At 68.2% G+C, this 24438-nt stretch carries 28 protein-coding genes and 8 pseudogenes; 15 read left to right on the forward strand and 21 right to left on the reverse strand.

The annotated features are described in order from the left end of the window. Window positions 1–34 precede the first annotated feature (34 nt). A complete protein-coding gene (locus tag AB0M62_RS32115; RefSeq protein WP_366077875.1) occupies window positions 35–1486 on the reverse strand; it encodes a helix-turn-helix transcriptional regulator in 1452 nt (483 codons plus the stop codon). Window positions 1487–1693: 207 nt separating this feature from the next. On the opposite strand from AB0M62_RS32115, the gene AB0M62_RS32120 reads away from it, so the two are divergent. The 4 genes from AB0M62_RS32120 (at window position 1694) to AB0M62_RS32135 (ending at window position 5379) form a co-directional block, all read left to right on the forward strand. Further along, the gene (locus tag AB0M62_RS32120) at window positions 1694–2167 is read left to right on the forward strand and encodes a DUF6415 family natural product biosynthesis protein (RefSeq protein WP_366077876.1); all 474 of its coding nucleotides are present in this window, start codon (window positions 1694–1696) and stop codon (window positions 2165–2167) included. 148 nt (window positions 2168–2315) lie between these two features. After that, the gene (locus AB0M62_RS32125) at window positions 2316–2453 is read left to right on the forward strand and encodes a hypothetical protein (RefSeq protein WP_366077877.1); all 138 of its coding nucleotides are present in this window, start codon (window positions 2316–2318) and stop codon (window positions 2451–2453) included. A 14-nt stretch (window positions 2454–2467) separates the two neighbouring features. Then, complete coding sequence (locus AB0M62_RS32130; RefSeq protein WP_366077878.1) at window positions 2468–3664, forward strand: cupin domain-containing protein; 1197 nt, start codon at window positions 2468–2470, stop codon at window positions 3662–3664. Beyond that, window positions 3661–5379: an aldo/keto reductase gene (locus AB0M62_RS32135; protein WP_366077879.1), complete on the forward strand. Its 1719-nt coding sequence runs from the start codon at window positions 3661–3663 to the stop codon at window positions 5377–5379. The genes AB0M62_RS32130 and AB0M62_RS32135 overlap by 4 nt, the downstream gene beginning before the upstream one ends. 6 nt (window positions 5380–5385) lie before the next feature. Here the strand turns inward: AB0M62_RS32135 and AB0M62_RS32140 are convergent, their stop codons facing one another. The 4 genes and pseudogenes from AB0M62_RS32140 to AB0M62_RS32155 form a co-directional block, all read right to left on the reverse strand. Further along, window positions 5386–6000 (reverse strand): transposase, encoded by a 615-nt coding sequence (locus AB0M62_RS32140; RefSeq protein WP_366077880.1) that lies wholly within the window; start codon window positions 5998–6000, stop codon window positions 5386–5388. Then, window positions 5913–6449: pseudogene (locus tag AB0M62_RS32145) on the reverse strand (winged helix-turn-helix domain-containing protein); the annotation flags it as partial. The gene AB0M62_RS32140 and the pseudogene AB0M62_RS32145, both read right to left, overlap by 88 nt. A 138-nt stretch (window positions 6450–6587) precedes the next feature. Continuing rightward, complete coding sequence (locus tag AB0M62_RS32150; protein ID WP_366077881.1) at window positions 6588–6950, reverse strand: hypothetical protein; 363 nt, start codon at window positions 6948–6950, stop codon at window positions 6588–6590. 63 nt (window positions 6951–7013) lie between these two features. Beyond that, window positions 7014–7298 carry a transposase gene (locus tag AB0M62_RS32155; RefSeq protein WP_366077882.1) on the reverse strand — a complete coding sequence of 95 codons (285 nt, stop codon included), beginning with the start codon at window positions 7296–7298 and terminating at the stop codon, window positions 7014–7016. Between the two features lie 516 nt (window positions 7299–7814). Between AB0M62_RS32155 and AB0M62_RS32160 the strand changes: the two are divergent. Further along, a pseudogene (locus AB0M62_RS32160) lies at window positions 7815–7974 on the forward strand (CsbD family protein). A gap of 212 nt (window positions 7975–8186) precedes the next feature. Here AB0M62_RS32160 and AB0M62_RS32165 read toward each other — a convergent pair. From AB0M62_RS32165 to AB0M62_RS32180, 4 genes are all read right to left on the reverse strand, one after another. After that, complete coding sequence (locus tag AB0M62_RS32165) at window positions 8187–8936, reverse strand: GAF and ANTAR domain-containing protein (RefSeq protein WP_366077883.1); 750 nt, start codon at window positions 8934–8936, stop codon at window positions 8187–8189. A 5-nt stretch (window positions 8937–8941) separates the two neighbouring features. Further along, window positions 8942–9673: an ANTAR domain-containing protein gene (locus AB0M62_RS32170; protein ID WP_366077884.1), complete on the reverse strand. Its 732-nt coding sequence runs from the start codon at window positions 9671–9673 to the stop codon at window positions 8942–8944. Between the two features lie 64 nt (window positions 9674–9737). After that, window positions 9738–9950: a hypothetical protein gene (locus AB0M62_RS32175; RefSeq protein WP_366077886.1), complete on the reverse strand. Its 213-nt coding sequence runs from the start codon at window positions 9948–9950 to the stop codon at window positions 9738–9740. After that, entirely contained in the window at window positions 9947–10129 is a 183-nt protein-coding gene (locus AB0M62_RS32180) for a hypothetical protein (RefSeq protein ID WP_366077887.1), read from the reverse strand. Before AB0M62_RS32180 ends, AB0M62_RS32175 begins: the two co-directional genes overlap by 4 nt. Before the next feature lie 467 nt (window positions 10130–10596). On the opposite strand from AB0M62_RS32180, the pseudogene AB0M62_RS32185 reads away from it, so the two are divergent. The 3 genes and pseudogenes from AB0M62_RS32185 to AB0M62_RS32195 all read left to right on the forward strand — a co-directional run. Next, window positions 10597–11087, forward strand: a pseudogene (locus AB0M62_RS32185) (transposase); the annotation flags it as partial. Between the two features lie 261 nt (window positions 11088–11348). Then, window positions 11349–12551, forward strand: coding sequence for an IS110 family transposase (locus tag AB0M62_RS32190; protein ID WP_366077888.1), 1203 nt, complete (start codon window positions 11349–11351; stop codon window positions 12549–12551). A gap of 58 nt (window positions 12552–12609) precedes the next feature. Next, window positions 12610–12904: pseudogene (locus AB0M62_RS32195) on the forward strand (transposase); the annotation flags it as partial. A gap of 59 nt (window positions 12905–12963) precedes the next feature. Here AB0M62_RS32195 and AB0M62_RS32200 read toward each other — a convergent pair. From AB0M62_RS32200 to AB0M62_RS32225, 6 genes and pseudogenes are all read right to left on the reverse strand, one after another. Continuing rightward, window positions 12964–13386 (reverse strand): annotated as a pseudogene (locus tag AB0M62_RS32200) (transposase); the annotation flags it as partial. Window positions 13387–13650: 264 nt separating this feature from the next. After that, window positions 13651–14160, reverse strand: a complete 510-nt coding sequence (locus AB0M62_RS32205) for a DinB family protein (protein ID WP_366077889.1) — start codon at window positions 14158–14160, stop codon at window positions 13651–13653. Beyond that, window positions 14055–14333, reverse strand: coding sequence for a hypothetical protein (locus AB0M62_RS32210; protein WP_366077899.1), 279 nt, complete (start codon window positions 14331–14333; stop codon window positions 14055–14057). Before AB0M62_RS32210 ends, AB0M62_RS32205 begins: the two co-directional genes overlap by 106 nt. 257 nt (window positions 14334–14590) lie before the next feature. Then, window positions 14591–15190, reverse strand: a complete 600-nt coding sequence (locus AB0M62_RS32215) for a fumarylacetoacetate hydrolase family protein (RefSeq protein WP_366077900.1) — start codon at window positions 15188–15190, stop codon at window positions 14591–14593. A 300-nt stretch (window positions 15191–15490) separates the two neighbouring features. Further along, window positions 15491–15694 carry a hypothetical protein gene (locus tag AB0M62_RS32220; RefSeq protein ID WP_366077890.1) on the reverse strand — a complete coding sequence of 68 codons (204 nt, stop codon included), beginning with the start codon at window positions 15692–15694 and terminating at the stop codon, window positions 15491–15493. A 101-nt stretch (window positions 15695–15795) separates the two neighbouring features. Next, the gene (locus tag AB0M62_RS32225) at window positions 15796–16047 is read right to left on the reverse strand and encodes a hypothetical protein (RefSeq protein WP_366077891.1); all 252 of its coding nucleotides are present in this window, start codon (window positions 16045–16047) and stop codon (window positions 15796–15798) included. Window positions 16048–16203: 156 nt separating this feature from the next. Between AB0M62_RS32225 and AB0M62_RS32230 the strand changes: the two genes are divergently transcribed. Both AB0M62_RS32230 and ilvD read left to right on the forward strand, forming a co-directional pair. Further along, window positions 16204–16581 carry a hypothetical protein gene (locus AB0M62_RS32230; RefSeq protein WP_366077902.1) on the forward strand — a complete coding sequence of 126 codons (378 nt, stop codon included), beginning with the start codon at window positions 16204–16206 and terminating at the stop codon, window positions 16579–16581. Window positions 16582–16736: 155 nt separating this feature from the next. Continuing rightward, the gene (ilvD, locus tag AB0M62_RS32235) at window positions 16737–18422 is read left to right on the forward strand and encodes a dihydroxy-acid dehydratase (protein ID WP_366077892.1); all 1686 of its coding nucleotides are present in this window, start codon (window positions 16737–16739) and stop codon (window positions 18420–18422) included. Window positions 18423–18687: 265 nt separating this feature from the next. On the opposite strand, the gene AB0M62_RS32240 is transcribed toward ilvD, so the two are convergent. Beyond that, on the reverse strand, window positions 18688–19056 hold the full coding sequence (locus AB0M62_RS32240; protein ID WP_366077901.1) for a hypothetical protein: 369 nt from the start codon (window positions 19054–19056) through the stop codon (window positions 18688–18690). 8 nt (window positions 19057–19064) lie between these two features. Beyond that, a complete protein-coding gene (locus AB0M62_RS32245; protein WP_351461799.1) occupies window positions 19065–19322 on the reverse strand; it encodes a hypothetical protein in 258 nt (85 codons plus the stop codon). Window positions 19323–19631: 309 nt separating this feature from the next. On the opposite strand from AB0M62_RS32245, the pseudogene AB0M62_RS32250 reads away from it, so the two are divergent. After that, window positions 19632–19760: pseudogene (locus AB0M62_RS32250) on the forward strand (TetR family transcriptional regulator); the annotation flags it as partial. A 161-nt stretch (window positions 19761–19921) separates the two neighbouring features. On the opposite strand, the gene AB0M62_RS32255 reads toward AB0M62_RS32250, so the two are convergent. Beyond that, window positions 19922–21202: a transposase gene (locus AB0M62_RS32255; RefSeq protein WP_366077893.1), complete on the reverse strand. Its 1281-nt coding sequence runs from the start codon at window positions 21200–21202 to the stop codon at window positions 19922–19924. Window positions 21203–21296: 94 nt separating this feature from the next. On the opposite strand from AB0M62_RS32255, the pseudogene AB0M62_RS32260 reads away from it, so the two are divergent. Next, window positions 21297–21667 (forward strand): annotated as a pseudogene (locus AB0M62_RS32260) (transposase). Between the two features lie 21 nt (window positions 21668–21688). On the opposite strand, the gene AB0M62_RS32265 reads toward AB0M62_RS32260, so the two are convergent. Both AB0M62_RS32265 and AB0M62_RS32270 read right to left on the reverse strand, forming a co-directional pair. Then, window positions 21689–22327 (reverse strand): IS30 family transposase, encoded by a 639-nt coding sequence (locus tag AB0M62_RS32265; RefSeq protein WP_366077894.1) that lies wholly within the window; start codon window positions 22325–22327, stop codon window positions 21689–21691. A gap of 13 nt (window positions 22328–22340) precedes the next feature. After that, window positions 22341–22496, reverse strand: a pseudogene (locus AB0M62_RS32270) (helix-turn-helix domain-containing protein); the annotation flags it as partial. Here AB0M62_RS32270 and AB0M62_RS32275 point away from each other — a divergent pair. Both AB0M62_RS32275 and AB0M62_RS32280 read left to right on the forward strand, forming a co-directional pair. Continuing rightward, window positions 22462–22767, forward strand: coding sequence for a DNA/RNA non-specific endonuclease (locus AB0M62_RS32275; protein WP_366077895.1), 306 nt, complete (start codon window positions 22462–22464; stop codon window positions 22765–22767). The pseudogene AB0M62_RS32270 and the gene AB0M62_RS32275 overlap by 35 nt on opposite strands. 72 nt (window positions 22768–22839) lie before the next feature. After that, a complete protein-coding gene (locus AB0M62_RS32280; RefSeq protein ID WP_366077896.1) occupies window positions 22840–23373 on the forward strand; it encodes an SMI1/KNR4 family protein in 534 nt (177 codons plus the stop codon). 114 nt (window positions 23374–23487) lie between these two features. Here the strand turns inward: AB0M62_RS32280 and AB0M62_RS32285 are convergent, their stop codons facing one another. Continuing rightward, on the reverse strand, window positions 23488–23772 hold the full coding sequence (locus tag AB0M62_RS32285; RefSeq protein ID WP_366077897.1) for a hypothetical protein: 285 nt from the start codon (window positions 23770–23772) through the stop codon (window positions 23488–23490). Window positions 23773–24053: 281 nt separating this feature from the next. Between AB0M62_RS32285 and AB0M62_RS32290 the strand changes: the two genes are divergently transcribed. Next, complete coding sequence (locus tag AB0M62_RS32290) at window positions 24054–24242, forward strand: hypothetical protein (RefSeq protein WP_366077898.1); 189 nt, start codon at window positions 24054–24056, stop codon at window positions 24240–24242. Window positions 24243–24438: the final 196 nt, after the last annotated feature.

A 24438-nucleotide genomic window follows, 5' to 3' on the forward strand; every position in this document is an offset into this window, starting at 1 on the left:
CAGCAGGACGATCCGAATGGGCGGTGGACAGAGTTCAGGCGGGGTGGAGGACAATCCGGTCGAGCGCCTCGCGGAACTCCGGGACGCCCTGTTCGCGGGCGGCGGGGGCCAGGGCGTGGTCGAGGCGGTCGAGCTGGCTGATGATGCGGGCCGATCCGGTCTCGGCGGCGATCCCTACTGCCTGGAGGCCGATCTGGGCGGCGAGCAGGGTGTTTCCGGTGCCGGCGTTGGCGCGGGCTGCGCGGGCGAGGTAGACGCCGCGGTCGCGCCGGTAGGCGGCGGGGAGGGCGGCGATCGCGGTGTCGAAGCCTTCGGCGGCCTGCTCGTAGCGGCCGAGCACCGCGAGGGACCGGGCGCGGGCGGTGTGGATGTAGGCCTCGTCGAGCCAGGAGCCCCAGACACTGTCGTTGTCCGTGCGGCCGAGGAGCGCGAGCGCGGTGTCGTACTCGTGCAGGGCCTGCGGGGCATCCCCGAGGACGGCATGGGCGTGGGCCTGGTGCATGACGGCGATGACCTCGAGTCGGCTGCCCGGCCGGGCGGTGCGCCGGGCGGCGGCCGCGAGCCCGAGGGCGTCCGTGGGGTGGCCGGTGTCGACGGCGAGCTGAGCTTTCCGGCCGAGGATGTACGCGGTCAGGTCGCTGTCGCCGGTGATGTGGGAGGCATCCAGTGCCCGGGCGGTGTGGCCGTGGGCGGTGCGCTCGTCGCCGATGTCCTGGGCCAGCCACCCGGCGAGCTCTTCATAGCGGGTCTCGAGCGCGAGCAGCCGCACGGCGTCCGATCCGCGGGCGGTGCGGCGGCGCATCGTGAGCTGGACGAGGTGCTGCCGAAGGGCGGGCAGGACGTGCCGGGGGCCGATCAGGTTGTCGGTCTGGATCAGCACACGGCGCAGCTGCGTGTAGTGCTCGACGGGGGAGCCCATGTCGCTCGAGATGCTGCTCGCGATGGCCGCCGGGGCGGGGAGTGCGGTCGCGGCGAGTCCGGCGAGCGAAGAGGCGAGGACGACGCGGCGGGGCACGGGCACGAAGAGGATCCTTCCGTGGACGCGGCAGGGCACGACGACCGTGTCCGCGTCGTCAGTATCTGAGCCTGCCTGCCCGAACATGCCGGAGGCGACGTCCACCGCAGCGCTGGCCCCATCAGCGGCAGGGCTGGCCCCATGGTCCAATGTCCGGGCTCTGGACAGGCCGCGTTCCTGTCCCACGGGCGCGTCGCCAGTGCAGAAGCGAGGAGCCTGCCTCTCGGCCCACTCCCACAACCGGACCAGTGCCCCACAGGCGTCGAGGACCTCATCGACGACCACAGCGATCTGGCGGGGGACCGGTCGCTCGGCGCGCTCCAGGCGCGCGAGGTGGGAACGGTCGATCAACGCGAGCGTGGCCAGGCTCTGCTGGGACAGCCGGCGGGAGATGCGGATCTCCCGGAGCTCATGCCCCCACCGGTGCCACGGGCCGGCTCCGGGCGTCAGCTGATTTGGCCGCTGCCCCATGCCCTCGCCCCTTCCTCGTGAACCCAGCCCCCGATACTCCGCCGACGCCAGCGCTACTGCCATGGCCGCGATGGGGCCAGCGGGGCCAGTGCGCGAGGCCCCATGCCGTGTCTGGAAGCCCTGCTCGTCGACGGCTTCGATGGGTGATGCGAGCCATCACACCGTAACTGAACCGCCGCCACGGCCAACTGACTTGGAGGCACCGACGTGCCCGAACCGGTGAACCCATCCACCCGCGATCACCCCGCCACCCGGGCCGGCCCGGGCATGAACTCGCACGGCGGCTTCCTCCACGACCCCCAAGCCCTCTTCGACGACACGGCCGCGCTCGACCGGCAGGTACACGAGCAGCTCGTCGAAACCGTCCTGAGCTGGCGACAGGGAGACGACGCCGTTCCGCCGCCGGCCGACCTCGCCCAGATCGCACTCCAGCTCACCAGCTACGCCCGCCTCCTGACCGAAGGTGTTACGGCCGCCTGCGCTCAGCTCCCCTCGACCGACCCGGCCGCACACCTCGGACGTCACGCCTGCGGCGAGGCGGTGCGCCGCCTGGGCGCCCGGCGCAGACTCGGACGGCACCTGGCACACGTCCAGTCACTGGCCCTGCTCGTCAGGGCTCTCCACCGGGCGTTCGACCGCGCCGAGGCCGCCCACCATGCCGCGGCTACCACCGCACCCTGAAGCCCCGTGTCGGCCAGCGCCCACCGGCCGACACGGCCCGGTCCCTGCACCCGTCGTGCGGGACCCATCCACCCAGCGCCCGTACGCAGGGCACTCCGGCACGGCCGCGGAGGTACCCGGCCGTGCAACCACGAAGGAGGAACACCCCATGGCACCGAAGCCCAGCACCACGCAGCAGGAGGGCAGCGACCTGGTCCGCGCTCGCCGGGCGATCCAGGCGGCCCGCGAACGCGGGGCGACCCCGTCGGACGGCGGCGGCACCGGCCGCTCGGACGGCAACGACTAGCAGAGGACAACGCGGTGACGTTCCCGTTCATCGCCCAGTGTCTGGGCCAGGACTTCCTGGCCCAGACACTGGGCCGCGACTACCTCCACGTGCCCGGCGCCCTCACCGAGCCGAGCCACCTCGTCTCCTTTGACACCCTCAACCAACTCCTCGCGACGCACCGGCTCGAGCCGCCCCGCCTGCGCCTCTCACTCGAGGGCGAGGCCCTGCCCGTCCACCGCTACGCGACTCCCGTCGTCACCCGCCGAACCACCGTGTGGCAGCGCATCCACCCGGCCGAACTCCACGAACGCCTCGCCGAGGGCGCCTCCCTCGTCCTCGACGCCATCGACCACCTCCACGAACCGATCAGCGATCTTGCCACCACCCTGGAACGGCGCCTGCGCACCCGCATCCAGGTCAACGCCTACGCCTCCTGGACCGAGCAGGAAGGGTTCGGGACGCACTGGGACGACCACGACGTGATCGTGCTGCAGATAGCGGGCGCGAAACGGTGGCGGCTCTACGGGCCGACCCGTCACAAGCCGATGTACCGAGACACCGCCGCCCCCGAGGCCCCGCCAACGGATCCCGTCGCCGAACTCGTCCTCAAGCCGGGGGACCTGCTGTATCTGCCGCGCGGATGGTGGCACGCGGTCACCGCCGACCAGGGCACGCACTCCCTGCACCTGACCTGCGGCATTACCCCGCACACCGGCGCCGACCTGATCACCTTCGCTGCCGACCAGCTCCGTGCCAGCACGACTGTGCGCACCGACCTGCCCCTGCACGCACCGGCCGGCCCACAGGCCGACTACCTCGCCGCGCTCCGCAAGGAGCTGGACGCCTTCTTCGACGACCCAGCTCTCCTGGGCACGTATGCGGCAGCTCGCGACGCCGAAGATCTCGGCCGGCTTCGCCCTTCCCTGCCCCACCTCGGCCGTGTCCCGGCCGATCCCGGCCTGCTCGTACGGCTCACCACCGGCCGCGCCCGCACCCGACCGGCCACCGTCGACGGCGAGTCCCTGATCCGGCTCACGGCCGCGGGCAACGAACTGGACCTCCACCCGGCCGCTGCCCCGCTCCTCGATGCCCTGCTTGCCGCGCCGGGATGGACGTCATTCGCAGCGTTGGCCGACGCCAGCGGCCTGCCGGTCGGGGATGTCGCCCTGGTGGTTCAGGAACTGCTGGCCGCTCAGATCGCCGCCCTCCGTACCGGAGCGATCTCATGACAGCGACGCTCGGACTCGGCACCTACCGCACCCCGGCCACGTCCGTGGTGGCCGCCGCAGAGCGCGCGGTCACCACACCGGTCCCCTGGGTAGACACGGCACCCAACTACTGCGGCGCACGGGCCCACCGGCTCCTCGCACCCGTGCTCCAGGCCACCCCGCAGCTGCGGGTGGCGACCAAGACCGGCTTCCTGACGCCCCAGACGGGCCGGGAGGCGCTCGCCGCCGGCGTCATCACCGATCCCGAGGCGAACCTCGGGCACAGCCTCAACCCGTCATTCGTGCGGTGGCAGATAGACCGGTCCCTGGCCGAACTCGGCCGCGACCGTCTCGACGTCGTCTTCGTCCACAACCCCGAGCGCGTCCGGGAGCCAGGCGGGCTGGCCCAGCACCTCAGAGGCGCCTTCGAGGCCCTGGAGGTTGAAGCCTGGGCGGGGCGGATCGGCTCCTACGGGGTGGCCACCTGGAACGGCTTCTCCAAGGGGTGGTTCAACGTCGCAAGTCTCGACCGGATCGCCACCGAAGCCGCCGGCACCCCAGACCACCACCTTCGGACGATCCAGCTTCCCGTCAGCCTCATCGAGGACACCCCCCTGCACCAGGCGCTGCGGGGCCGCGGGCCGATCACCCATGCCGCCGACCGGGGATGGAGCGTGCACGCCTCCGCCCCGCTCCACGGCGGGACCCTCGCCCGCCTGGACGGCGCAGACACACTCGCCAATCTGATCCGTCCCGGCGCAAGCGCTGCCGAGGCGTGCCTGGCGTCACATCCTGCCCCGGCATCACCAAAGTCCTGCTGTCCACCGGCAATGCGGCACACTGGCAATCCGCACTTGCCGCGCTCGACCTGCCGCCCGTGCCTACCGACACCCTGCGGAGCGTCCTCGATGTACTCGCCGCCCCCTGACCCCGCCGACGAACGACGTATGACCACAGCCCACACCCAGGCGGCCGCCGCTCTCGGCGCCACCGTCTCAGGGCCCCTGGTCTGGGGCTACCAGGGCCGCACCCTGGGGCGCCGCGCCGATGACCGCCTGAACGGCGCCTGCTGGCTACGCCTCCAGTCCGCCCCCGCCGGGAAGGAAGGCAACAAACACTGGGAAGGCCAGGAGATCGCAGCGCGCCACTTCCCGACCGTGCGCAAGCCGGCCCTGCACGCCATCCACGACACCACGACCGACCGCTACGCCTACCGGGCCGAGCTGACCGCGTTCGTCGACCAACCCGTCCTTTCCCCAGATGGCCCGGTACTCAACAAAGAACTCGACCTCTCCGACGCCTGGTTCAAGAGCATCCGCAGCGACCTCGACACCATCGCCGCCACCCCCACCGACCGCATCGCCGTACGACAACAGTGGATCGACCGAGCCGTCCCGCAGTTCACCGGCCACCCCGCTCCCCACATCAGCGACCTCACCTGTGCCCACGGCGACTTCCACCTCGCAAACATCACCGCTACCGGGACGATCCTCGACTGGGAAGGCTTCGGCCTCGCGCCCCGCGGCTGGGACACCGCCCTCCTGTACGCCTACGCCCTCAATACTCCCGCCACTGCCGACCGTATCCGGGACGCCTTCACCGACATTCTCGAGACCGACGCCGGCCGCATTGCCCTCCTCATCGCCGCCGCCGACCTGCTTCAGTCCGCCTCCCGCGGCGACCATTCCGAACTCGAAGGCCCGCTACGCGACTTGGTACTGAACTTGAATTCGTGATGTCGGTCAGTCGTTGAGGGTCAGGCCGGTGCCGGTGAGGCAGCCGTTGATCACGTCGGGCCGGTACTGGATCTGCTTCAGCTTCCGTTTCATGGCCTTGGTCACCTGGGTGAGATCGGCGGCTGCGAGGTTGCCGATCTCGCGTTTGACCAGCGACCAGATGCCTTCCTGCGGGTTGATGTCCGGTGCGTAGGTGGGCAGCTGGAAGACGGTCAGCCAGTCGGAGTTGCGGTCGATGAACTCGCGCATCCCGCAGGTGAGATGCAGGCGGACGTTGTCCCACACCAGCACGATCGGACCGCCGAGCTGAATGCGAGCGCGGGCGAGGAGGCGGCAGAAGTCTCGCCATCCGAAGCCCTTGGGCTCGTCCTTGCGGCCCCGGTACTCCCGCAGCCCGTAGATCAGCCTGGACCTGGACCCCGGTTTGAAACAGCACATGCCCACCATGGACAGACGACCGCTGCCTCGTCCACGGACCCGCACGACCGGGATGCGGCCGACGCGGCCCCAGGTCCTCGCCCGCGGCGGCGCCATCGACTGCCCGGCCTCGTCCTCGAAGGCGATCCACGCACCCCGGCCCGCGGCCTCCCTTTTACCTGCGGCCAGACCTCCTTCTTCCACAACTCGACCGCATCATCGTCCCGCTCGATCGCCCGCCGGGCCGGCTGCTACCACGACCAGCCGTGCCGCTTCAGCAGCAGCCACGTGCCCTCAACCGTGTACGAGACGTGAAACAGCCGCCCGATCAGCGTCTTGATCCTCGCCAGCGTCCACCGCTGATCCGGCCACCCGTGCGCGAGCGGACCGCGCTCCAATTCCCGCTCCAGCCGCTCCATCTGCCCCGGCCCCAGCCTCGGGCGCCCCGGCGAGCCCTTGGAGCGGACACCAGCCTCGCCCCGCTCACGCCAGGACTTACGCCACCGCTCCACCGATCGCTCCGACACCCGTAACACCGCGGCGATGTCCTTGCTCTTCTCTCCGCGCTCGAAGCGTTCCACGGCCTGAAGCCGAACCCGCTCCCGCACGACCCTCCCGGCGTCGGTCAGCTCGCCGCCCTGCGCGTATCTCACCCCGCCACAGCTACCGGACCCCACACCCAACCGTCAGGCCGATAACCCGACTTCACCCAATCAAGTTCAGTACTGAACTTGAACTCGTAATGTCGGCCTGGGACAGGGGTGACCTCAAGTTCAGCGAGCTGCTGGGAGTCAGGCTTCTGTCCGCAGCCACCGGCGGGCGGCGGGCAGCGTCACCTCGATGTCGTCACTCCAAGAACAGACCTCAAGCCACGACAGGTAGCCACCCTGCGTGAACACCAGGATCTCACCGGGACACTCTCCGACTTCGGTGAAGAGCTGCGCCTCGGCCGCCACTGCAGTGCCGGCCCCAGTGGGTGCTGGCAGCACTGCGTTTGTCTCGAGTTCGAAGTATGCGGTACCGCACCCGCACGTGCAGCGCGCTCGCACACTGAGGTGCGGAATCTGCCTACAAAGCGCAAGGTGAACCGGATCGTCCGTGCTCAGGATGGCTTCCAGCACCTCGGCTACATCGGTGGGCAGGCCTTCCGTCACGCCGTCACCGTATCTGACCTGCGGCATCGGACTACGGCCGGATCACGGTCCAGGTTCGGGCGCTCATCCGTCCAGGTCCAGACCAGTACCGGCAAGGCAGCCGTCGATCACTCCTGGTCGGTACTGCAGCATCTTGAGCTTGCGCTTCACGGCGCGGGTGATCTGGCCGAGGTCAGCGGCGGCCAGGTTGCCCAGGTCTCGCTTGACCAGCGACCACACCCCTTCCTGCGGGTTCAGATCGGGCGCGTAGGTGGGCAGCTGAAACACGGTGAGCCAGGCGGCGTTCGCGGCGATGAACTCGCGCAGCGGGGCAGTCAGGTGGAGGCGCACGTTGTCCCAGACCAGCACAATCGGGCCGCCGAGCTGTCGGGCCAGGTGATCTGCCGCAGCCGCGGTCAGCGAGTTCGGGGAACCAGCTCTTGATCAGCTTGGCCCAGTCGGCTTCCCGCATCGGCGGTCCGCCCGGGATGATCCCGGACGCCTCCGCCGGCTTTAGGTACTTCCTGATCGTCTTGCGGTCCACCCCCAGCGACGCGGCCAGCTCGCTTTTGGAGCGGCCCGCGTACCAGTGGACGTAGATCTCGGTGATGTCGACCACGACGAACGTTCTCCTTGCCATCCGGGCTGACCATCGGCCTTCCGAACCACAGGCCCAGGGCCCACGCGCTTCCGCGATGACCAGGTCCCTCGATCCCTAACTCCGTCGTACCCACGGCCAATTAGGAGAAGTCGGGATGAGGAATTACATGACGCTCAAACCACCCGAGATGGGGAAAACGTGAACGCTCACACCGGCCGGCGCCACGGATATTCCTGCCACCGGACCCCCAGCAGATAACTCATCCAGGGTGGCCACCCATTAGCATCTCGAAGAAGATCGCGTACAAAGCCGAAGCGGTGAAAGGCGGGGCTGCCGGCCGCGCCACCGGCAGCCGGCGCCTGCAGGCCGAAGGCCGCGGCGACCAAGTGAAGGGCAATACGAAGCCAGGCCGGGGCGAAGATCAAGGACGCCTTCAAACACTGACCGTTCCGATGGCGTGGCGGTGCGCACTGCGCCAGTTCATGGACGCGCGCAGTGCGGCCGCCACCGAGGTGTTCCGCGCCGGGGGGCCGTGGCCCCCGGGGTGACACCGCGCATCGACGTCGAGGTTCTCACCCGCGCCTGGGCCGGCGAGCAGATCTCTACGGCAGCGGATGTTCGGGGTGCTGACTGCCCGGCGCCTGTGGGTCGTCGGGTCAGCGCTGGGGTGGAGCGGCGGCCGGGTGCGGGATCAGGGTGGTGTCGAAGTCGCCGTCGGCGATCTCGCGGGCGAGCTGTGCGAGCTGGCGTTGGTGGGCGCGTGCGTAGGAGCGGAAGGCGGTGAACGCGTCGTCGAGTGAGATGTGCCAGCGTTCCGCGAGGATGCCCTTGACTTGTTCCAGGACGATGCGGCTGGTCAGCGCGTACTGGAGTTGGGCGCGCTCGACCTGGCTGTGGTCCAGAGTGCGCTGCTGCAGGATGGCGATGGTCGCCATGTCCGCCAGGGCCTGGGCCAGGGTGATGTCCTCGTTGCTGAGGGGGGCGGGGTCGGTCTGGAACAGGGCGAGCGCGCCGATCACGCGGCCGCGCAGCCGCAGCGGGAGCGCGTTGGCGGCCACGAACCCGGTCTCGTGGGCGCGGGTGGCGAACTGCGGCCAGCTCTTGGTGACCCTCGGATCGGTGAGGTTGATGTTGGTGCGGGCCTGGCCGCTCTTGTAGCAGTCCACGCAGGGGCCCTGGTCGTGCTGCAGGGCGAAGAGCTCCAGCAGCCGGGTGTGTTCATCGGAGGCGGCGATGGTCTGCAGGATGTCGTGCTGGTCGGCCAGCAGGATGCCGACCGCTGCCACGTCCAGCAGTTCCATACAGCGCACCGAGAGCTGATGGAGGAAGTCGATGATGTCGAAGTCGTCGGTCAGGGAGTCGGCGACTTCCACGAAGACCTCGGTGAGCCGTTGTTCGCGGGCCATGTCGATCAGTCGTTGTCTACGACGGTCGCGGACGTGCCGTTGCCGTGGTCTTCCAGGCGAAGCCGCCGGTCCACCACGTCCTGCGAGATGTCGGTGAGGGAGCGTCCGCTGCTGTAAGCATGCACGCGTAGTCGCAGCAGGGCTTGGGGCAGGGGCAGGGAGAGTTGGACGCTGACCATGCCCGTCGCCTGGTGGATCACGGCGTGCTGCAGGGTGTGTGGGGAGTCTGCGGGGGAGGGTCCGTCGATGCGTGGTTCGCCGCTGCCCAGGCACCGGGCGGTGAGCGCGTCGGCCAGGATCAGCGCGTCGTCGGCCTGCTGTGCGGTCAGCGGGCCCGGGGTGCGGCGCATGGCGGTCAGGACGCCGACGCGGATCGCGCCGATCCCCATCGGGAAGCAGAAAACCGCACGGGCCGACAGGCCGGGTGCCTCCATGGCCAGCGCGGGCCAGCGAGCAAGGCGGACGCCGGCCAGGTCGGGCACCCACACCATCGCGCCGGTGCGGGCCGCGTCGGGCCCCGGCCCCTCCCCGAGGGTGAGCTGCAGGTCCTCGAAGCGGCGCGTCGTGGCGTCTGAACACCACAGGAGCTCGGTGAGGTCGCCCTCGGTGACCAGGGAGACCGCGAGACCGTCCACGCCCAGGGCCTCGGCGCCGCCCGCGGTGACGTCGGCGACCTGGCCGGAGCGGTCGTCGACCTGCAGCAGGCGCAGGACCCCGGCCATGCGGTCACTGATCACCTGCCACCACCCCGCCCCGTGCCGTCGGCGTCGGGCGGGCCGTTGGTCATGCTCCGCGGCCCGGTCACGAGGCCAGCGACGTAGGACGCACTGCGGCCAGGTCATCCGTGACGGCGACACGCGGCGCGGGTACCAGGGGCCGGTCGTGAAGGAGGAAGCCGGTGGCGGTCAGGTTCAGGAGGCGGGTCAGCATCGGATACGGGTTGCGCAGCTGCAGCGACCCACCGGCCGTGGCGGTGCGCCGAGCGGCGGCCAGGAAGGCATTGAGGCCGCTCACGTCGCAGAAGGTGGGAGGGTCAGGTCGATGTCGACGGTACGGATTCCCTCCCGCAGACAGTCCTCGATCATCACGCGGACGGAGGGTGCCGTCTCCAGGTCGAGTTCACCCGCCAGGGTGATCGTCGCGTGGTTTCCTCGGTCGTGCCGGTAGAGGTTCAAGCTCGATAGAACAGGCATAGTGCCTCAGTTCTTGTGACCACCCGATGCAGCGCTGGGCGGGGAATTTCGTCCACACCTGGCACGTATTCCTTGTGGTCGGACGCCTTTACAGGTCAGGCAAAGGGGACGGGGCAACCCTGTTTCCAGAGCCGTGTATCCGACCGGCTTCGCCTCGAAGGTGAGCCTGCGGCGATCCAGACGAATCGTCCACTCCCCGCAGGCACCAGTACGACAACAGCATGGCCCACGCCGGGGTCTGGGACGTCCATCGCAGCATAGCCCCCGCGCCTACCCCCCGACAGCCGTTCCTCGGGTGTCAGCGATGGTGTCCCGCTGTGTGGTGTAGCCGATCAAGGTTGAGGTGTGCGCGGGCTTGCTCCCGGGGCGCACACCCGCGAGAGGCTTCTGCTCCCTGCGCATGAGGCAGCCATCGTGCAAGTCTCCGTGGTGAACGGGCAGTTCAATGCAGGAGGTGCGCGGTGGCCTTGTCCCAGTCTGACTTACTCCGTCTGCTGGAGTGTCACTACGTTCGGCGGACGGACTCGAACTCGTGCGGAGCGTGGCCGAGCGGATGCTGCAGGAGCTGATCGAGTCCGAGGCCGCGGCCCGGATCGGCGCCGAGTGGAACGAGCACACCGAGGTCCGCACGGCCTACCGCAACGGGCACCGCGGCAAGACGCTGACCACCCAGGCCGGCGACCTCGACCTGGCCGTCCTCAAACTGCCTACCGGCAGCTTCTTCTTCCCCAGTTTGCTGGAGCGGCGGCGGCGCATCGACCAGGCCCTGTACGCCGTCATCATGGACGCCTACGTGCACGGCGTGTCCACCCGCGCGGTGGACGACCTGGTCAAGGCCCTCGGCGCGGACACCGGGATCTCCAAGAGTGAGGTCTCCCGGATCTGCGGCGAACTCGACGAGCCCCTGTGCGCCTTCCGGACCCGGCCGCTGGACCATGTCCGCTTCCCTTACGTCTATGAACCGTTCCGGGTTCGATAGAGGCTCGATCATTTGAGAGGATCGAGTCATGGCACGTCCCTAAGAATGTGAGGCGGTCCGGGAGGACCGGGTATGGCTGATGGCGCGTTGCCCTCGAGGGCTCGGAAGGAATGGCCGCCCGGTCCTCCGGGACGCTCCGACCACTGATTGAGAACTGCGGTCATCGCTGGTTAGGGACCTGTCGGCGGGGTGTTCTTCGGACCATGGAGTGCTGGTCACGAGGGATACAGAGCGACGGGCTTGAGCACGTCTCACGAGCGGATATGGGTCGGCATCGATGCCGGCAAGGGGCATCACTGGGCCGTGGCCGTCGATGCCGACGGCAAAACGCTGTTCTCGACGAAGGTGATCAACGACGAAGCGCAGATCCTCACGCTCATCGACACCGCCCGGGAGCGGGCAGGTGAAGCGAGGTGGGCGGTCGACATCTCCGGCCGGGCCTCCACCCTGCTGCTGGCGCTGCTGATCGCGCACGGCCAGGAGGTGGTTTACGTACCTGGATGGACGGTCAACCGCATGTCGGGCGCCTACCGGGGTGAGGGCAAGACCGACGCGAAGGACGCCCGTGTCATCGCCGACCAGGCACGTATGCGCCGGGACTTCGTCCCGTTGGCCACGCCCCCGGAGCTGGTCACCTCTCTGCAGGTGCTGACGCACTACCGGGCCGATCTGATCGCCGACCGGGTCCGTCTGATCAACCGGCTCCGCGACCTGCTAGTGGGCATCTGCCCCGCCTTGGAGCGGGCCTTCGACTACTCCGCAGCCAAGGGTCCGGTCGTGATGCTGACCGAGTACCAGACTCCGGCCGCCCTGCGACGGATCGGCGTCAAGCGGCTGACGACCTGGCTGGAACGCTGCAAGGTCCGAGGGGCCGGCGTCGTTGCCGCGAAGGCGGTGGAGGCAGCCCAGTCGCAGATGACGGCGCTGCCGGGCGAGAAGCGTGCCGCGAAGCTGGTCTGCGATCTCGCCCACCAGCTTCTGGCCCTGGACGAGCGGATCAAGGACAACGACCGGGAGATCCGCGAGACCTTCCGCGCTGACAACCGCGCCGAGATCATCGAGTCGATGCCCGGCATGGGCCCCATCCTGGGTGCCGAGTTCGTCGCCATCGTCGGCGACCTGTCCGGCTACAAGGACGCCGGACGCCTCGCCTCCCACGCCGGCCTCGCCCCGGTCCCGCGGGACTCCGGCCGCCGCAGCGGCAACCACCACCGGCCCAAGCGCTACAGCCGGCGTCTGCGGCACATCTTCTACATGGCCGCGCAGACCGCGATGATGCGGCCTGGCCCCTCCCGGGACTACTACCTCAAGAAACGAAGCGAAGGGCTGTTGCACACCCAGGCATTGCTCGCGCTCGCCCGCCGACGGGTCGATGTTCTGTGGGCGATGCTGCGTGACAAGAGGCTGTTAACCTCCGCCCCGTCGGTCACGCAGACGGCTTGACACGATCATTGAGATTCCTTCCCCCTATCCCCTTGAGCTGCGCAAACGAGCTGTCCGCATGGTCGCCGAGGTGCGGCCGGAGTACGACACCGAGTGGGCCGCGATGAAGGCGGTCGCGGCCAAGCTGGGCATCGGGACGACCGAGACGCTGCGCAAGTGGGTCCGTCAGGACCAGATCGACCACGGGCTCGGCCGGGGACGACGACGGATGAGTCCGCGCAGATCAAGGCGATGAGGAAGGAGATTGCTGAGCTGCGGCGGGCGAACGAGATCCTGAAGGCTGCGGCGAGTTTCTTGGCGGCCGAGCTCGACCGGCCACACACGCGCTCGTAGCGTTCATCGACGAGCACCGGGACCGCTTCGGCGGCGTCGAGCCGATCTGCAGGACCCTCACCGAGCACGCCTGCTCGTTTGAGGGTTTGACCCGGTTGACATGGCCTTCGACGACGCCAGAACTCCAAGTGTGGGTGAGTCCGGCAGTGACGGCGTCGAGGTCTTGGCGGAGGAAGCCTGCGAAGCCGCTCATCGGTTTCGGGGCGTCTTGCTCGGCTTGCCGGATCCATTCGAGCCGGAAGGTTCCGCGTCGGTTGCGGACCAGGTCGGTAAAGGCTCGGGCGAGGCCACAGGCCCGGGTGATGTCAGGGCCTGCGAGCCGGACTTCGAGCAGCCTTTCCTGCTGCTGGTCGGTGAGAGTCTCACGAGGGCGCATGATCCAGCCGGTGATCTTTCGAGGGCTGGGGATGTCGGCTCGCACGGGCTCGGCGTTGCCGGCGCGCTGGGCGGCGAGGTGCTTGCGGACGACCTGGCGGCTGCCTCGGTAGCCGCGTTCACGCATCCTTCGAGACGGAGGCAGGGATCTCCCTCGGTACGGGCTGGAGCCTGCTGGCCGATTCCCTGCTCGTGGCGGGGGGCTGGGAGTGTTCCTCTTCTGACGTGCCCACGTGAGCCGTCACCCCACTCCCACGACGCCACCTGACAAGGCACTGCCAGGTGGAAGCCGAACCGAATTCTCGCTCCTGCCGTCGGGGTCACCCGCCAGCTGTGGGAGTAGACCCTTTCCGACGTGCAAGCTTGACCGGGGTGTCGCATGGACAGCCCTTCAGTCGCGGCGTGTCGTGTCGCCGAGGACTTGCTCGCGAAGGATGTCGGCGTGGCCGCAGTGCTGGGCCAGTTCGCGCAGCGTGTGGAGATAGACCCAACGCAGCGGCAGTGGGCCCCGGCGGTTGCCCCGTACGAAGTCGTCGAGCGTCAACTGTGCCGTGGCATGACGGGACGCCGCGCATGCCTGCTGGTAGGCACGCTGGACTGTGGCGATCGTGTCACCGTCGTGGAGGTCAAACGACTCGTCGGGCGAGTCAGGAATGCCGATTTCGGTACGGGACCGGCAGGTGATTGCCTCATCGAACCAGACCTTCTCGACAAACGTGGCGTGCTTGACCAGGCCGAGCAGTGTGGTCTTGGACGTGACCAGCGACCGGCGTGCCTGCTCCTCGGTCAGCCCGTTCAGGCTGTCGTGCAGCACGGATCGATGCTCATCGAGGAATGCCTCGAACTGATCGCGCAGCGCTGCGTGGAAGACGGCGGGTTCCGCCGACGGGTGGAAGACCATGACCGCCACGATAGGCTGCTCAGCTCCTCACGTTCACTGCTGGTCAGCCCGTCACGCTCGCCTGCGTCCACCTCTGCCTGACTGGCCCACAGCCGTACTGCGGTCTCGGTCAGATCGAAGTCCTTGGCGATCTGACCGACCGAACGGTCACCACGCCGACACAGCTCAACGATCTCGGCCTTGAACTCCGGCGTGAACGAACGGCGAGGGCGCGACCTCTTCTTCCCCATGCTCTCCATGATGGACATCCTCCCGGGGCAGAACCCCTGATCTCAGATGTCCGTCAAAGCGGATCAAGCCCAGAGGACCAGGCGCCGGAGTTCGGGCGGCGGCCCGCCTGGGCGGCGCCGACGCGCTCTTCGAGCGGCAAGGGGCCCCTGCTGTTGCGGTCTTGGGTCTCACCCGAGCGGTTCCGGTGGATGACCGGCTTTTACGGTGCTGGTGACGGTTCGAGCTGATCCACTGTGAGTTCCACCCGGTCACCGGGACGCAGCCAGGGGTAGCGGTCGCCGCCGTGCACCCGGGAGAGCTCGAGAATGCAGCCGGTCCCGACGGTGCCCGAGCCGATCACGTCGCCGGGGCGCAGCTCGGTGCCGCGGGAGGCGAAACTGATCATTTGCTCGAACGACCAGTGGATGGTCTCCCAGGTGCCCGTGCAGTAGACGTCGCCGTTCACGGAGGCCGTCATGAACAGTTGGTACCCCTTGCCGGCGCGGAGGTGGGCGATTTCGTCGGGGGTGACGAGATGGGGTCCGATCGAGGTGGCGCCGTCCTTGCCCTTGGCCGGTCCGAGGCCGACTTTCATCTCCAGCTCCTGCAGGTCGCGGGCGCTCCAGTCGCAAAGGATCGTGTATCCGGCGATGTGCTCGGAGGCCTTGTCCACCGGGATGTCGGTACCGGGGGTACCGGTGATCGCGGCGAGTTCGAGCTCGTAGTCGAAGGCCTCGCTTTCCGGGGAGACGGTGACTGTGTCGTTGGGTCCCGGACCGCGGCCGGGTTCGTGAAGTAGAAGACCGGGACCTCGTACCAGTTCGGGTGACCTCCTGCCCGAGCGCCGCGTAGGAGGTCACCACGTGTTCTTCGAAGGCCAAGAATCGCGGACCGCCGGGGGGCGGGGGATCGGCGCGAGGAGCCGGGCCTCCTGCTCGGGGACGATTTCGCGCGGGCCTTTTACGGTCCAGCGTGGCGGCGGCGTCCCGCAGGCGTGACGGGCCGTCGGCGATCAGGTCCACGAGTGTGGCGGTGCCCCGCAGGCCATAGATCGCGTCGCCGTGGATGAGGCCGACGCGCTCCGTCCCGTCGGTGGGAGACAGATAGGTGGCCCAGCGCATCAGGCCTCGCCCTCGGCCCGGTCCGATGCCGGCGTCAGGCCTGGCTGCACGAGTACGCCTGTCGCCTCGAGCGCGTCGATCTGCGCGCTGGAGTAGCCGAGTTCGGTGAGGATGGCGCGGTTGTGCTCGCCTTGACGGGCGGCGAGCAGGGGGCCGTCGTCGTCGGTCTTCGCTGTGCTGAAGTGCCACGGCCGGCCCGGCACCGGGATCTCACCGACCCTGTTCGCGAGCGGGCGGGGAGGCTGACCAGGAGGCGAGCGAACGAAACAGCGGACCGTGTGCTGTGGCGGAGGCCATGGGCCGCCTAGTGCGATCCGCCTCCTGTGGCCAGGCGCATCAGGTCGGTGCTGAAGTCGACGTCTTCGACGGATCGTTCGGCGCGGGTGGCGTTGCTGCCGAACTGGTGCGGGTAGCCGCGACAGTTGCCTTCAGCGCGGAGAGTTCGCCGGCCGCGCGCGTCATCCGCTTGCCGAGGTCCGGTGAGCCCCAGTCTGGGCGTCTTGCTGCTGTGAATGGTCGACGAGGCGGTGGTCGTCGACTGGTCGAGCGTGGGCACGATGTCCCGGCGGCGACGTGGTCCTCCTGCTCACCGCGCTGAGCCTGCCGCCGCTCTGGCAACTGATGCGCCCCGACGGCCTCCGGACAAAGTGACGTCTCCTCCCACCGCGGCGGACGGGTCGTCGCGTCAGGGCCGCCGTCAGGCGCCGCAGATGTGGACCGGGAGGTCCGCGCGCGCCGTTCCCGCACGCATCGCCAGGGCACGACGCGGGTAGTGCCCAAGCCCTCGATGAGGCTGCGTATCCGCCCGCCGCAGTCGTGCCCTGAACGTCGGGCCGTCAACAACCTGGACCTGAGCGCGCTGGTCAAGGCGGCCGCCGAGCAGTGCCTGACGCGCACGCTCGTTTTCCATCACCGCATCGCCGAAGCCGAGGCATTCGCGGCCGGCCTGCCGGAGGTGGCGGCGAAACTGCACGCGAGCGAGCCGGAGCTGTACCCAAAACAGGCAGGAACTGGCCGCAGGCCAGTCGCCGGACACGGCGGTCGGAGCGGCACCCGTTCCCCCCAGCCGATGCGCGCAAGCCAAGCGTAAGTGCACGTCACGGGCAGTGAAACGACCAATCCGCCGGAAGGATGCACATCCGCTGCCATCGGCTGGCTTGCTGCGGCACTGTAATGCGGTGGTGACCTGACTGCGGCAGGCTGGTGGACGCCATAAGCCGACGCCTTAAGAACAGGGTGGCTGTCGTGTCCGAGAGAGCGACTGACCGTAAGCCGCGGAGCAGAGATGTCACTGACGGCTATGAGCGTGCGGGTGCGCGAGCGATGCTGCGTGCCGTGGGGATGACCGATGCGGACTTTGACAAGCCACAGATCGGGATCGCCTCATCCTGGAACGAGATCACGCCGTGCAATCTGTCGCTGGATCGCCTGGCCCGGGCCGGCAAGGATGGCGTGCGCGAGGCAGACGGCTTCCCGCTGGAGTTCGGCACGATCTCGGTCTCCGACGGCATCTCGATGGGGCACGAGGGGATGCGTGCCTCGCTGGTCAGCCGGGAGGTCATCGCGGACTCGGTGGAGACGGTGATGTTCGCCGAGCGGCTGGACGGCGTGGTGCTGCTGGCGGGATGTGACAAGTCGCTGCCGGGGATGCTCATGGCCGCCGCCCGTCTGGATGTGGCAGCCGTCTTTGTCTACGCGGGCTCGACCCTGCCCGGCCGCCTGCACGGACGGGACCTGACCATCATCGACGCCTTCGAAGGGGTCGGGGCGTGCGCTCTGGGCAGGATCAGCCGAGAGGAACTCGACGCGATCGAGCGGCACGCCTGCCCGGGCGAGGGCGCCTGCGGAGGGATGTACACCGCCAACACCATGGCCAGCGCCGCCGAGGCTCTGGGTATGTCGCTGCCCGCAAGCGCCTCCCCGCCTGCCCCTGACCCCCGCCGCGATGAGCTGGCGCGCCGCTCCGGCCAGGCCGTCGTGAAGCTGGTCGACGCTGGAGTCACCACGCGGCAGATCATGACCCGCGAGGCGTTCGAGAATGCGATCGCCGTGGTCATGGCGCTGGGCGGCTCGACCAACGCCGTCCTGCACCTGCTCGCGATCGCCCACGAGGCCGGAGTCGACCTGGTCCTCGACGACTTCAACAGGATCGCCGACCGCACCCCGCACCTGGCCGACGTGAAGCCCTTCGGTCGGTACGTGATGACCGACCTGGACCGCATCGGCGGCGTGCCCGTGGTGATGAAGGCCCTGCTCGACGCCGGTCTGCTGCATGGGGACTGCCTGACCGTTACCGGCAGGACGGTCGCGGACAACCTGACGGCTGTTTCTCCACCGGAACCAGACGGGAAGGTCATCCACCCACTGAGCAGTCCGCTACACCCGACCGGCGGACTGACGATCCTCCACGGCTCCCTCGCCCCCGAGGGCGCGGTCGTCAAGAGCGCTGGCTTCGACTCCCAGGTCTTCGAAGGCACCGCTCGAGTCTTCGACGGCGAGCAAGAGGCCATGGACGCCCTCACCGCAGGCACCTTGCACCCCGGCGACGTCGCCGTCATCCGCTACGAAGGCCCCAGAGGCGGTCCCGGAATGCGGGAGATGCTCGCCGTCACTGGTGCCATCAAAGGCGCCGGTCTGGGAAAAGACCTGCTCCTGCTCACTGACGGGCGTTTCTCCGGCGGCACCACCGGCTTGTGTATCGGCCACGTCGCCCCCGAAGCAGCCGCCGCAGGCCCCATCGCCCTGGTCGCCGACGGCGACCGGATCCGCCTCGACATGCCCTCCCGCCGCCTCGACCTCCTCGTCGACGACGAAGAACTGGCCCGGCGCCGCGCCCACTGGAAACCCCACACCCCGCGCTACACCACCGGCGTCCTTGGCAAATACGCCAAACTCGTCGGATCCCCCGCCTACGGCGCCATCTGCGGCTGAACCTCATGCACTCCTGAGTGGCGCTCTTGTGCCATGCCCGAGTCTCACGGCGATGAGGCACACTGAGGCCTTCGCGCTCATCGGAAATTCCTTGCGTGAAAACCCCGCCCTAATAAGCGGAACAAGCTCACTCGCCGCCGTCCGTTGGTGGCCCCGGGCCTCGGGGCGGGCCACCAAGGGACGGCGGACGATGGTCACTCTGCGCAGGACCGATGACTCCCAGGTCGAGCTCCGCCATGACACCCCCTTTCGTCTCCTGCTGTGATCAGGGGGTGAGGTCCAGTACGCGGACCGGCTCCCCTGCCCACCGGTTCGGGGCGGTGGTGGCGATGATCGCGCCGTCGGGACGGTCCGGGGTGGGCTGCGCCGCGTACTGGCTGTGCGCCGCGGCCCAGGTCTCCTGCCGTGCGACGGCCAGGGCGGCAGACAGGTCCAGATCGAGGACGGTGATGCCGGGCAGGGAGGCCAGATGCTCGGCCGTGCCAGGCCCGGCGCGATCGGCTACGACTAACGCGCACGTCGGGGCGTACAGGAACCAATCCGCTTCGGCGTGGGCGCGGTGGATCAGACGAGAGGCGAGGACATTGCCCTGGCTGGCCGCAGCCATCGCGGTGTCGTCCAGAACGATGTGCATGGCGTCGGTCACCGGCCGGTCACCTGTGCCAGGCGCCGGTCGAGCTCGCTGTCCAGGTCCTGCTCCTCGGCAGCGGTCGGGGCGTAGCCGTTCCATTCCTTCAATGCGGCCAGGGCCTTCTCGGCCCGCTCGGCACGCTCGGCCGGAGTCAGCAGCGTCTCAGCGAGACGGGCGAGATACGCGCGCAGCGACAGACCCTCAGCGGCAGCTATAGCGGCCAGCCGGTCCTTGGCTTCCTCGGGGATACGGACGTTGGCATCGGACATCGTCGTGCTCCTTCCCATCCCGCCAGGGTACGGGTACGTACCCGTATCCGCCAACTGCGACAAGTCTGGAAGGGGGACGGCAGTGGCCTCACAAGCCGAGCGCGCCCAGGGTTGCCGTGGTAGCTGGCGCTCGCGCCTCGGTCAAGCGGCGCCTGTCGGTTCTGGGTGAATGACCGCCGCAGCCCCTCTTGCATGTCGGCCTATGCCATACCCCATAAGTTACTGAAAGGTAGCCCGCTTGGTGGGCTATATCGTCGTCGGGAAGATGGTGGGCAGGTGAGTCCGCGCAGGAGTGACAGCCGTGACCGGATGATCCTCAGTGCTGTTGCTCTGCTGCGTGAGTACGGGGCAAGCGCGACCAGCATCGACCGGGTCCTTGCCCACAGCGGAGCCCCCCGTGGCTCTGTGTACCACCACTTTCCCGGCGGGCGGACTCAGCTCATCGACGAGGCGGTGGCACTAGCGGGAGACTTCGTCGCGGGTCTGACCGACGCCATAATGCAGGCCGATGATCCGGTGGCGGCCATCGACGCGTTCTTCGGGCTGTGGCGCGACCGGCTCTTGAAGTGCTCTCCCGGCTGGAGCCGGGAGATTCCTGCTTACCTTGCGGCAGCGGGCTTGACGCGCTTCGCGCGTCTGACGACTGCCCTCCCGGCAGCCGGGATGAGCGCGTGGCCCATCCGGTACAGGTACAAGACGTTCCGGGCTGCGTTGTGGTCGGCGTTGCCCGACCAGCCGCAGTCCGGGTTCTTGCACACGAACACGGCCTGGCTCTCCCGGTTGCCGGGCGTGATCAAGCCGCACGCTGAGCAGCGCCTGGAGGTGCCGGGGGCGGGGACCTTGTGCAGGGTGCCGCCGAGCTGGGCGGTCTTGTACGTCAGCATGGTGACCGTCCGGCCCCATGCCTCCTCGCTGATGGAGCGGTTCAGCCCAGACTTCTGGGCAACGTTCTTCCCCGGCTCCTCGATGGTTCCCCTGGCCGACTTGACCATGTTCGTGATGGTGAGCGCTTCGATGACGACGGTGCCGTATGTGCGGGCGATGACGGTGGTCGTCCGGTGCTGCCAGTCCAGGGCCCGGCGCTTGGCTTTCGCGCGGAGTCCTGCGATCTGGTCGTAGGTGCGGTGCAGCCGGCGGCTGGTGCGCTCGCCGGGCTTGCGGTGCTGCTTACGCCGGGCGGCGCGCTGCTCCAACTGCTGGAGCCTGGCCTTCTCCTTGCCGGTCAGCCATTCGTCGTGCTGGTACGTCTCGCCGTCCGAGAGGGCGATGGGCACGGTGACGCCCACGTCGATGCCGACGTCCGGCCCCGGGTGGGGATCGGGCCTGGCCACTTGGGTCTGGACGCGGAAAGCGATATGCCAGCCGAGCGCGTCCTTGATCAGTCGTGCCCCGGTGATCCTGTTCTCCGCGCCTGCACGCGTGCCGACCGGAAGGTCTTTGGTCCATCGGAAGCGGACCCGGCCCACCTTGGGGATGTTGGCCATGCCCCAGCGGCGGTGCACGCGGGTGATGTTCAGGTCGCGGCCCTGCGGGATGTCCACGGACATCACCGTGCGGAACCGGCCCTTGAAGTTCGGGGCGTCGGCGCGGCCCTCCCAGCAGTTCTTCCACGCCCGGAAGTACGTCTTGAGTACCGCTTGCGCGGCCTGGGCGGGGAGGACGGCCAGGAAGTCGATGTCCTCGCGGGCCTGGCGGATCGCGGCGTCCGCGTTCGCAAGAGTCCGCATTTCCTTCGGCATCATCCGCCACCACGCGTGCAGCAGGTTCCACATGGTGCGGGCCGCGTGCGCCTGACCATCCGTCTTCAACACCTCGGTGCGCGATAGCGAAAGACGGGCACGGTGCCCGAACTGCCGTTTGACCAGGGTGTCTTGACTCACGACCGAGAGCATAACATTGGTTTATGTCACCGTGCTGGAATCCTGATCCCGACGTACGCACCGGACTCACGTCGTCTACAACCTTCACGTTCACTTGGTTTTTGTCACGAAGTACCGGCGGAAGGCGTTCACCGACGCCATGCTGACCCGCACCGAAGAGATCATGCGGGAGGTCTGCGCCGACTTCGAGGCGGAGCTGAAACAGTTCAACGGCGAACAGGACCACGTCCCGTCAGCTCCCGCAGGCTCCGCCAGGAGTACGACAGCCACGTCCGCCGGTACCTGTGGCGCGGACACTTCTGGTCCGGCTCCTACTTCGCAGGATCATGCGGCGGGGCACCCCTGACCGTCGTCAAGCAGTACATCGAAAACCAGCAGCGTCCCGTCTCACCGTCACCCCGCAGACGCAGAGCACTCCGGCGCTCCGCGCCTCCGGGCCAAGGACGGCCTTCACCCCCGCCCTGAAGGGCGGAGCACTGGCCAAGATCAGAGGTAGATCCGGAACCCGGTGAGCTCCTCTATCTGCTCATGGAGATACAGCTCTCTGCCCTGGTCCCAGGTGAGGGTGCGGCGCAGGGAAGGGGGCAGGTCGGCAGTCTGCTTGACGAGTGCGTCGCGGACCTGCGGGGCTTTCCAGCCGTGGGGCAGGTGGACGAGCCTGGTGTAGCGGGTGGCACGGTCGACCAGCGTGCCGATCGCGGACGCCTGTCCCCTGCCGACGATCAGGTCGCCCTCCCAGTGCCCCGCCCGCCGGCGCTCGTCGGCTTCCTGGGGGCGGGTGTGCAGCGGGCGCATGCGCGGGATGGCGTTCTTGGAGGGTATGCCCCGGCGCTGTCTCTTCCGGCGGGTGCGCCGGGTGCGCAGTCGGGCGGTGCGCTTGTCCAGCAGCCCGTTGTAGAGCCCGCGGTAGATGGTCTCCGGGCAGGCGTTCATCGCCGGCTCCCCGGGGCGGGTGCGGGCGAGCTGACGGGTGATCTGCTGCGGTGACCAGCGCTGCTTCAGCTTGTTGTTGACGAAGGCACGAAGCTCGGCGCTCAGACGCAGTTTCTCCGGCTTGGGCCGGCGCCGGGCGCAGGATGGCCTGGTTGTGGGACCACCACGGATTGTAGGCGCCGTCGGGGCCACGGCCGCGGGAGATCTCCCGGTAGACGGTGGAGCGATGCTTGCCGATCTCTTCGGAGATCTGTGACGGCGGACGGCTGGCCAGCAGACCCTCGGCGATCGCGATCCGGTCGTCCTGGGTGAGGTAGCGCTCGTCGATGGGCCTCCTCGGCGCACAGCTCGGCGGATCCAACTACAATCCGGCAAATTTCGTCACCATGCACGCCTACGCCAATTCCCCCGTCATGCGGCATATTGAAAACCAAATCAGGGCCGCAGTCGAATCCGGTGAGACCATCCAGTACAGCGTCACCCCCCGATATAATGGGACCGATAAAATCCCCACGGGGGTGGACATCGAGGCTTACGGCTCGGACGGTTTCAAATTCACTCAGCACAGAAGCACCGGAATCACCGAGTCGGAAAATATTGCATTTATACCCAACCAGAAGAGGGGTGGCTGACGAGAGCAGGCGAGTGAAGCCGGCCCTCCCTGTCGCCCGGACCCATCAATCCTCAGGAACAGGACCTCCACCATGAGCAACGCCCTTACGCGTCTTTCCGAAATCGCCCCGGCGCCGAGCGAGCCCCGCCGGAAGGATTGGGATGAGGTCGAGCGCAACCTTGGGGTCGAGCTTCCCGCCGACTACAAGGAGCTCATCCACGTCTACGGCGGAAGCAACTGGGACGACTATCTGTACGTCCTCGAGCCGGGCTGCCCCAACGAGAATTACGATCTCATCGAATGGGCGAAGAATCAGGCCGAAGACTTGGAAGACCTGTGGGAATTCGAGAAGAAGCCGGCGGAACTGGAGGTCGAGGGGTCCCGAGTCATCCCATGGGCGACGACGGATAATGGAGAATGCCTCTACTGGCTTGTTCGGCCAGGCCTTGAGTCGAACCAATGGACCGTCATGGTGAACGAGGCGCGCGGCGACCGATGGGAGCATTTCTCCGTATCCTGCACGCAATTCCTCGCGGCTTCCCTTGGTGGAGAGCTGCAGTCGAACATCCTCTCGTCCTTGTTCCCCCGGGCTACACATGAATTCCGCCAGCTCGGTGCGGTATGACGACGGGGGCGGCCCAAGGCTTCGGCGTAGTCGGATGACGTCCGATTGCTAATGCTTCGTCGGGTTGGGTGGCAGGGGCGTTTCAAAGTCGTGGTGCTCACGTAGACCGGCTGGTCAGGGGATGTTCAGCAGGTCCAGTGGCCGGTTGAAGGGGTCGTAGGAGACGTGTCGGATGCCGGCGGCGATGTTGCGGTGTCCGTGCTGCCGGAGCGTACTGATCGCAGGGTTGCGCAAGGTGGCCATGTTCTCAGGCCCGCGGCCGGTGCGGATCTTCGAGGCGTCCTCGCCGAAGGTGGTGTCGCGAACGAAGTGGAGCCGGTTCTCGATGGTCCACTGTGACCTGGCGAGCCGGCCGAGCCGCTGGGGCGAGGCTTGCCGTGGACGAGCATCCGCGATCATGGAGTTTCTCTACGCTCTGTGACCTTGAAAAGCCCGTGCCTGCCGACGCACGATCCCTGATCACCCCTGCTCTTGACCAGCTCGGCCCGCATCCGGAGGCCGCTGACAGCGAGATCCCGGGCCGTCGATAAGGCCATGTTCGAAGCGTGCTCAAGACCTTCACTGACGACCCTTGCGAGGACGCAGTCATCGACCACCAGCCTGCCAACAAGTAGGCGTTCGTACCCGCGTGTTCCTGTGACAGTGACCTGCGGCCGCGCGGTCGCGTTGGTGCAGACGTGATGACGTACACGCTGGGGATTGAGGGCGGTCCGCTGGACGGCGGGGCGGCAGCCGTGGATGCAGACGAGGACGGTCCGCCGCCCTACCGGCAGTGCTGGAACGGCGCCGTGTACGTACGCGAGCCGTTCGGACTCGAGCCGCACGACCTACACTGGCACTACTGCCACCGGGGTCAGAGCCCAGCCTGACGCGCAGGACTCCGCGGGCTACGCGACCCTGCGAAGCCCCCGGGATCCGAAGACGCTTGAGGCGAGCGCCTGAAGATCAGGGGGTGGCCCAGGCTTTAGTGCAAGGCCATGAAGTTAAGGCTTCTGGGCTGGTGGCAAGGGGCGATCTGGCTGAGTGCCGGACGTAGGAAGCGGAGCCCCGGTAGAACGGCTTGTC

It is taken from the genome of Streptomyces sp. NPDC051219 (assembly GCF_040682335.1).
GTDB lineage: Bacteria > Actinomycetota > Actinomycetes > Streptomycetales > Streptomycetaceae > Streptomyces.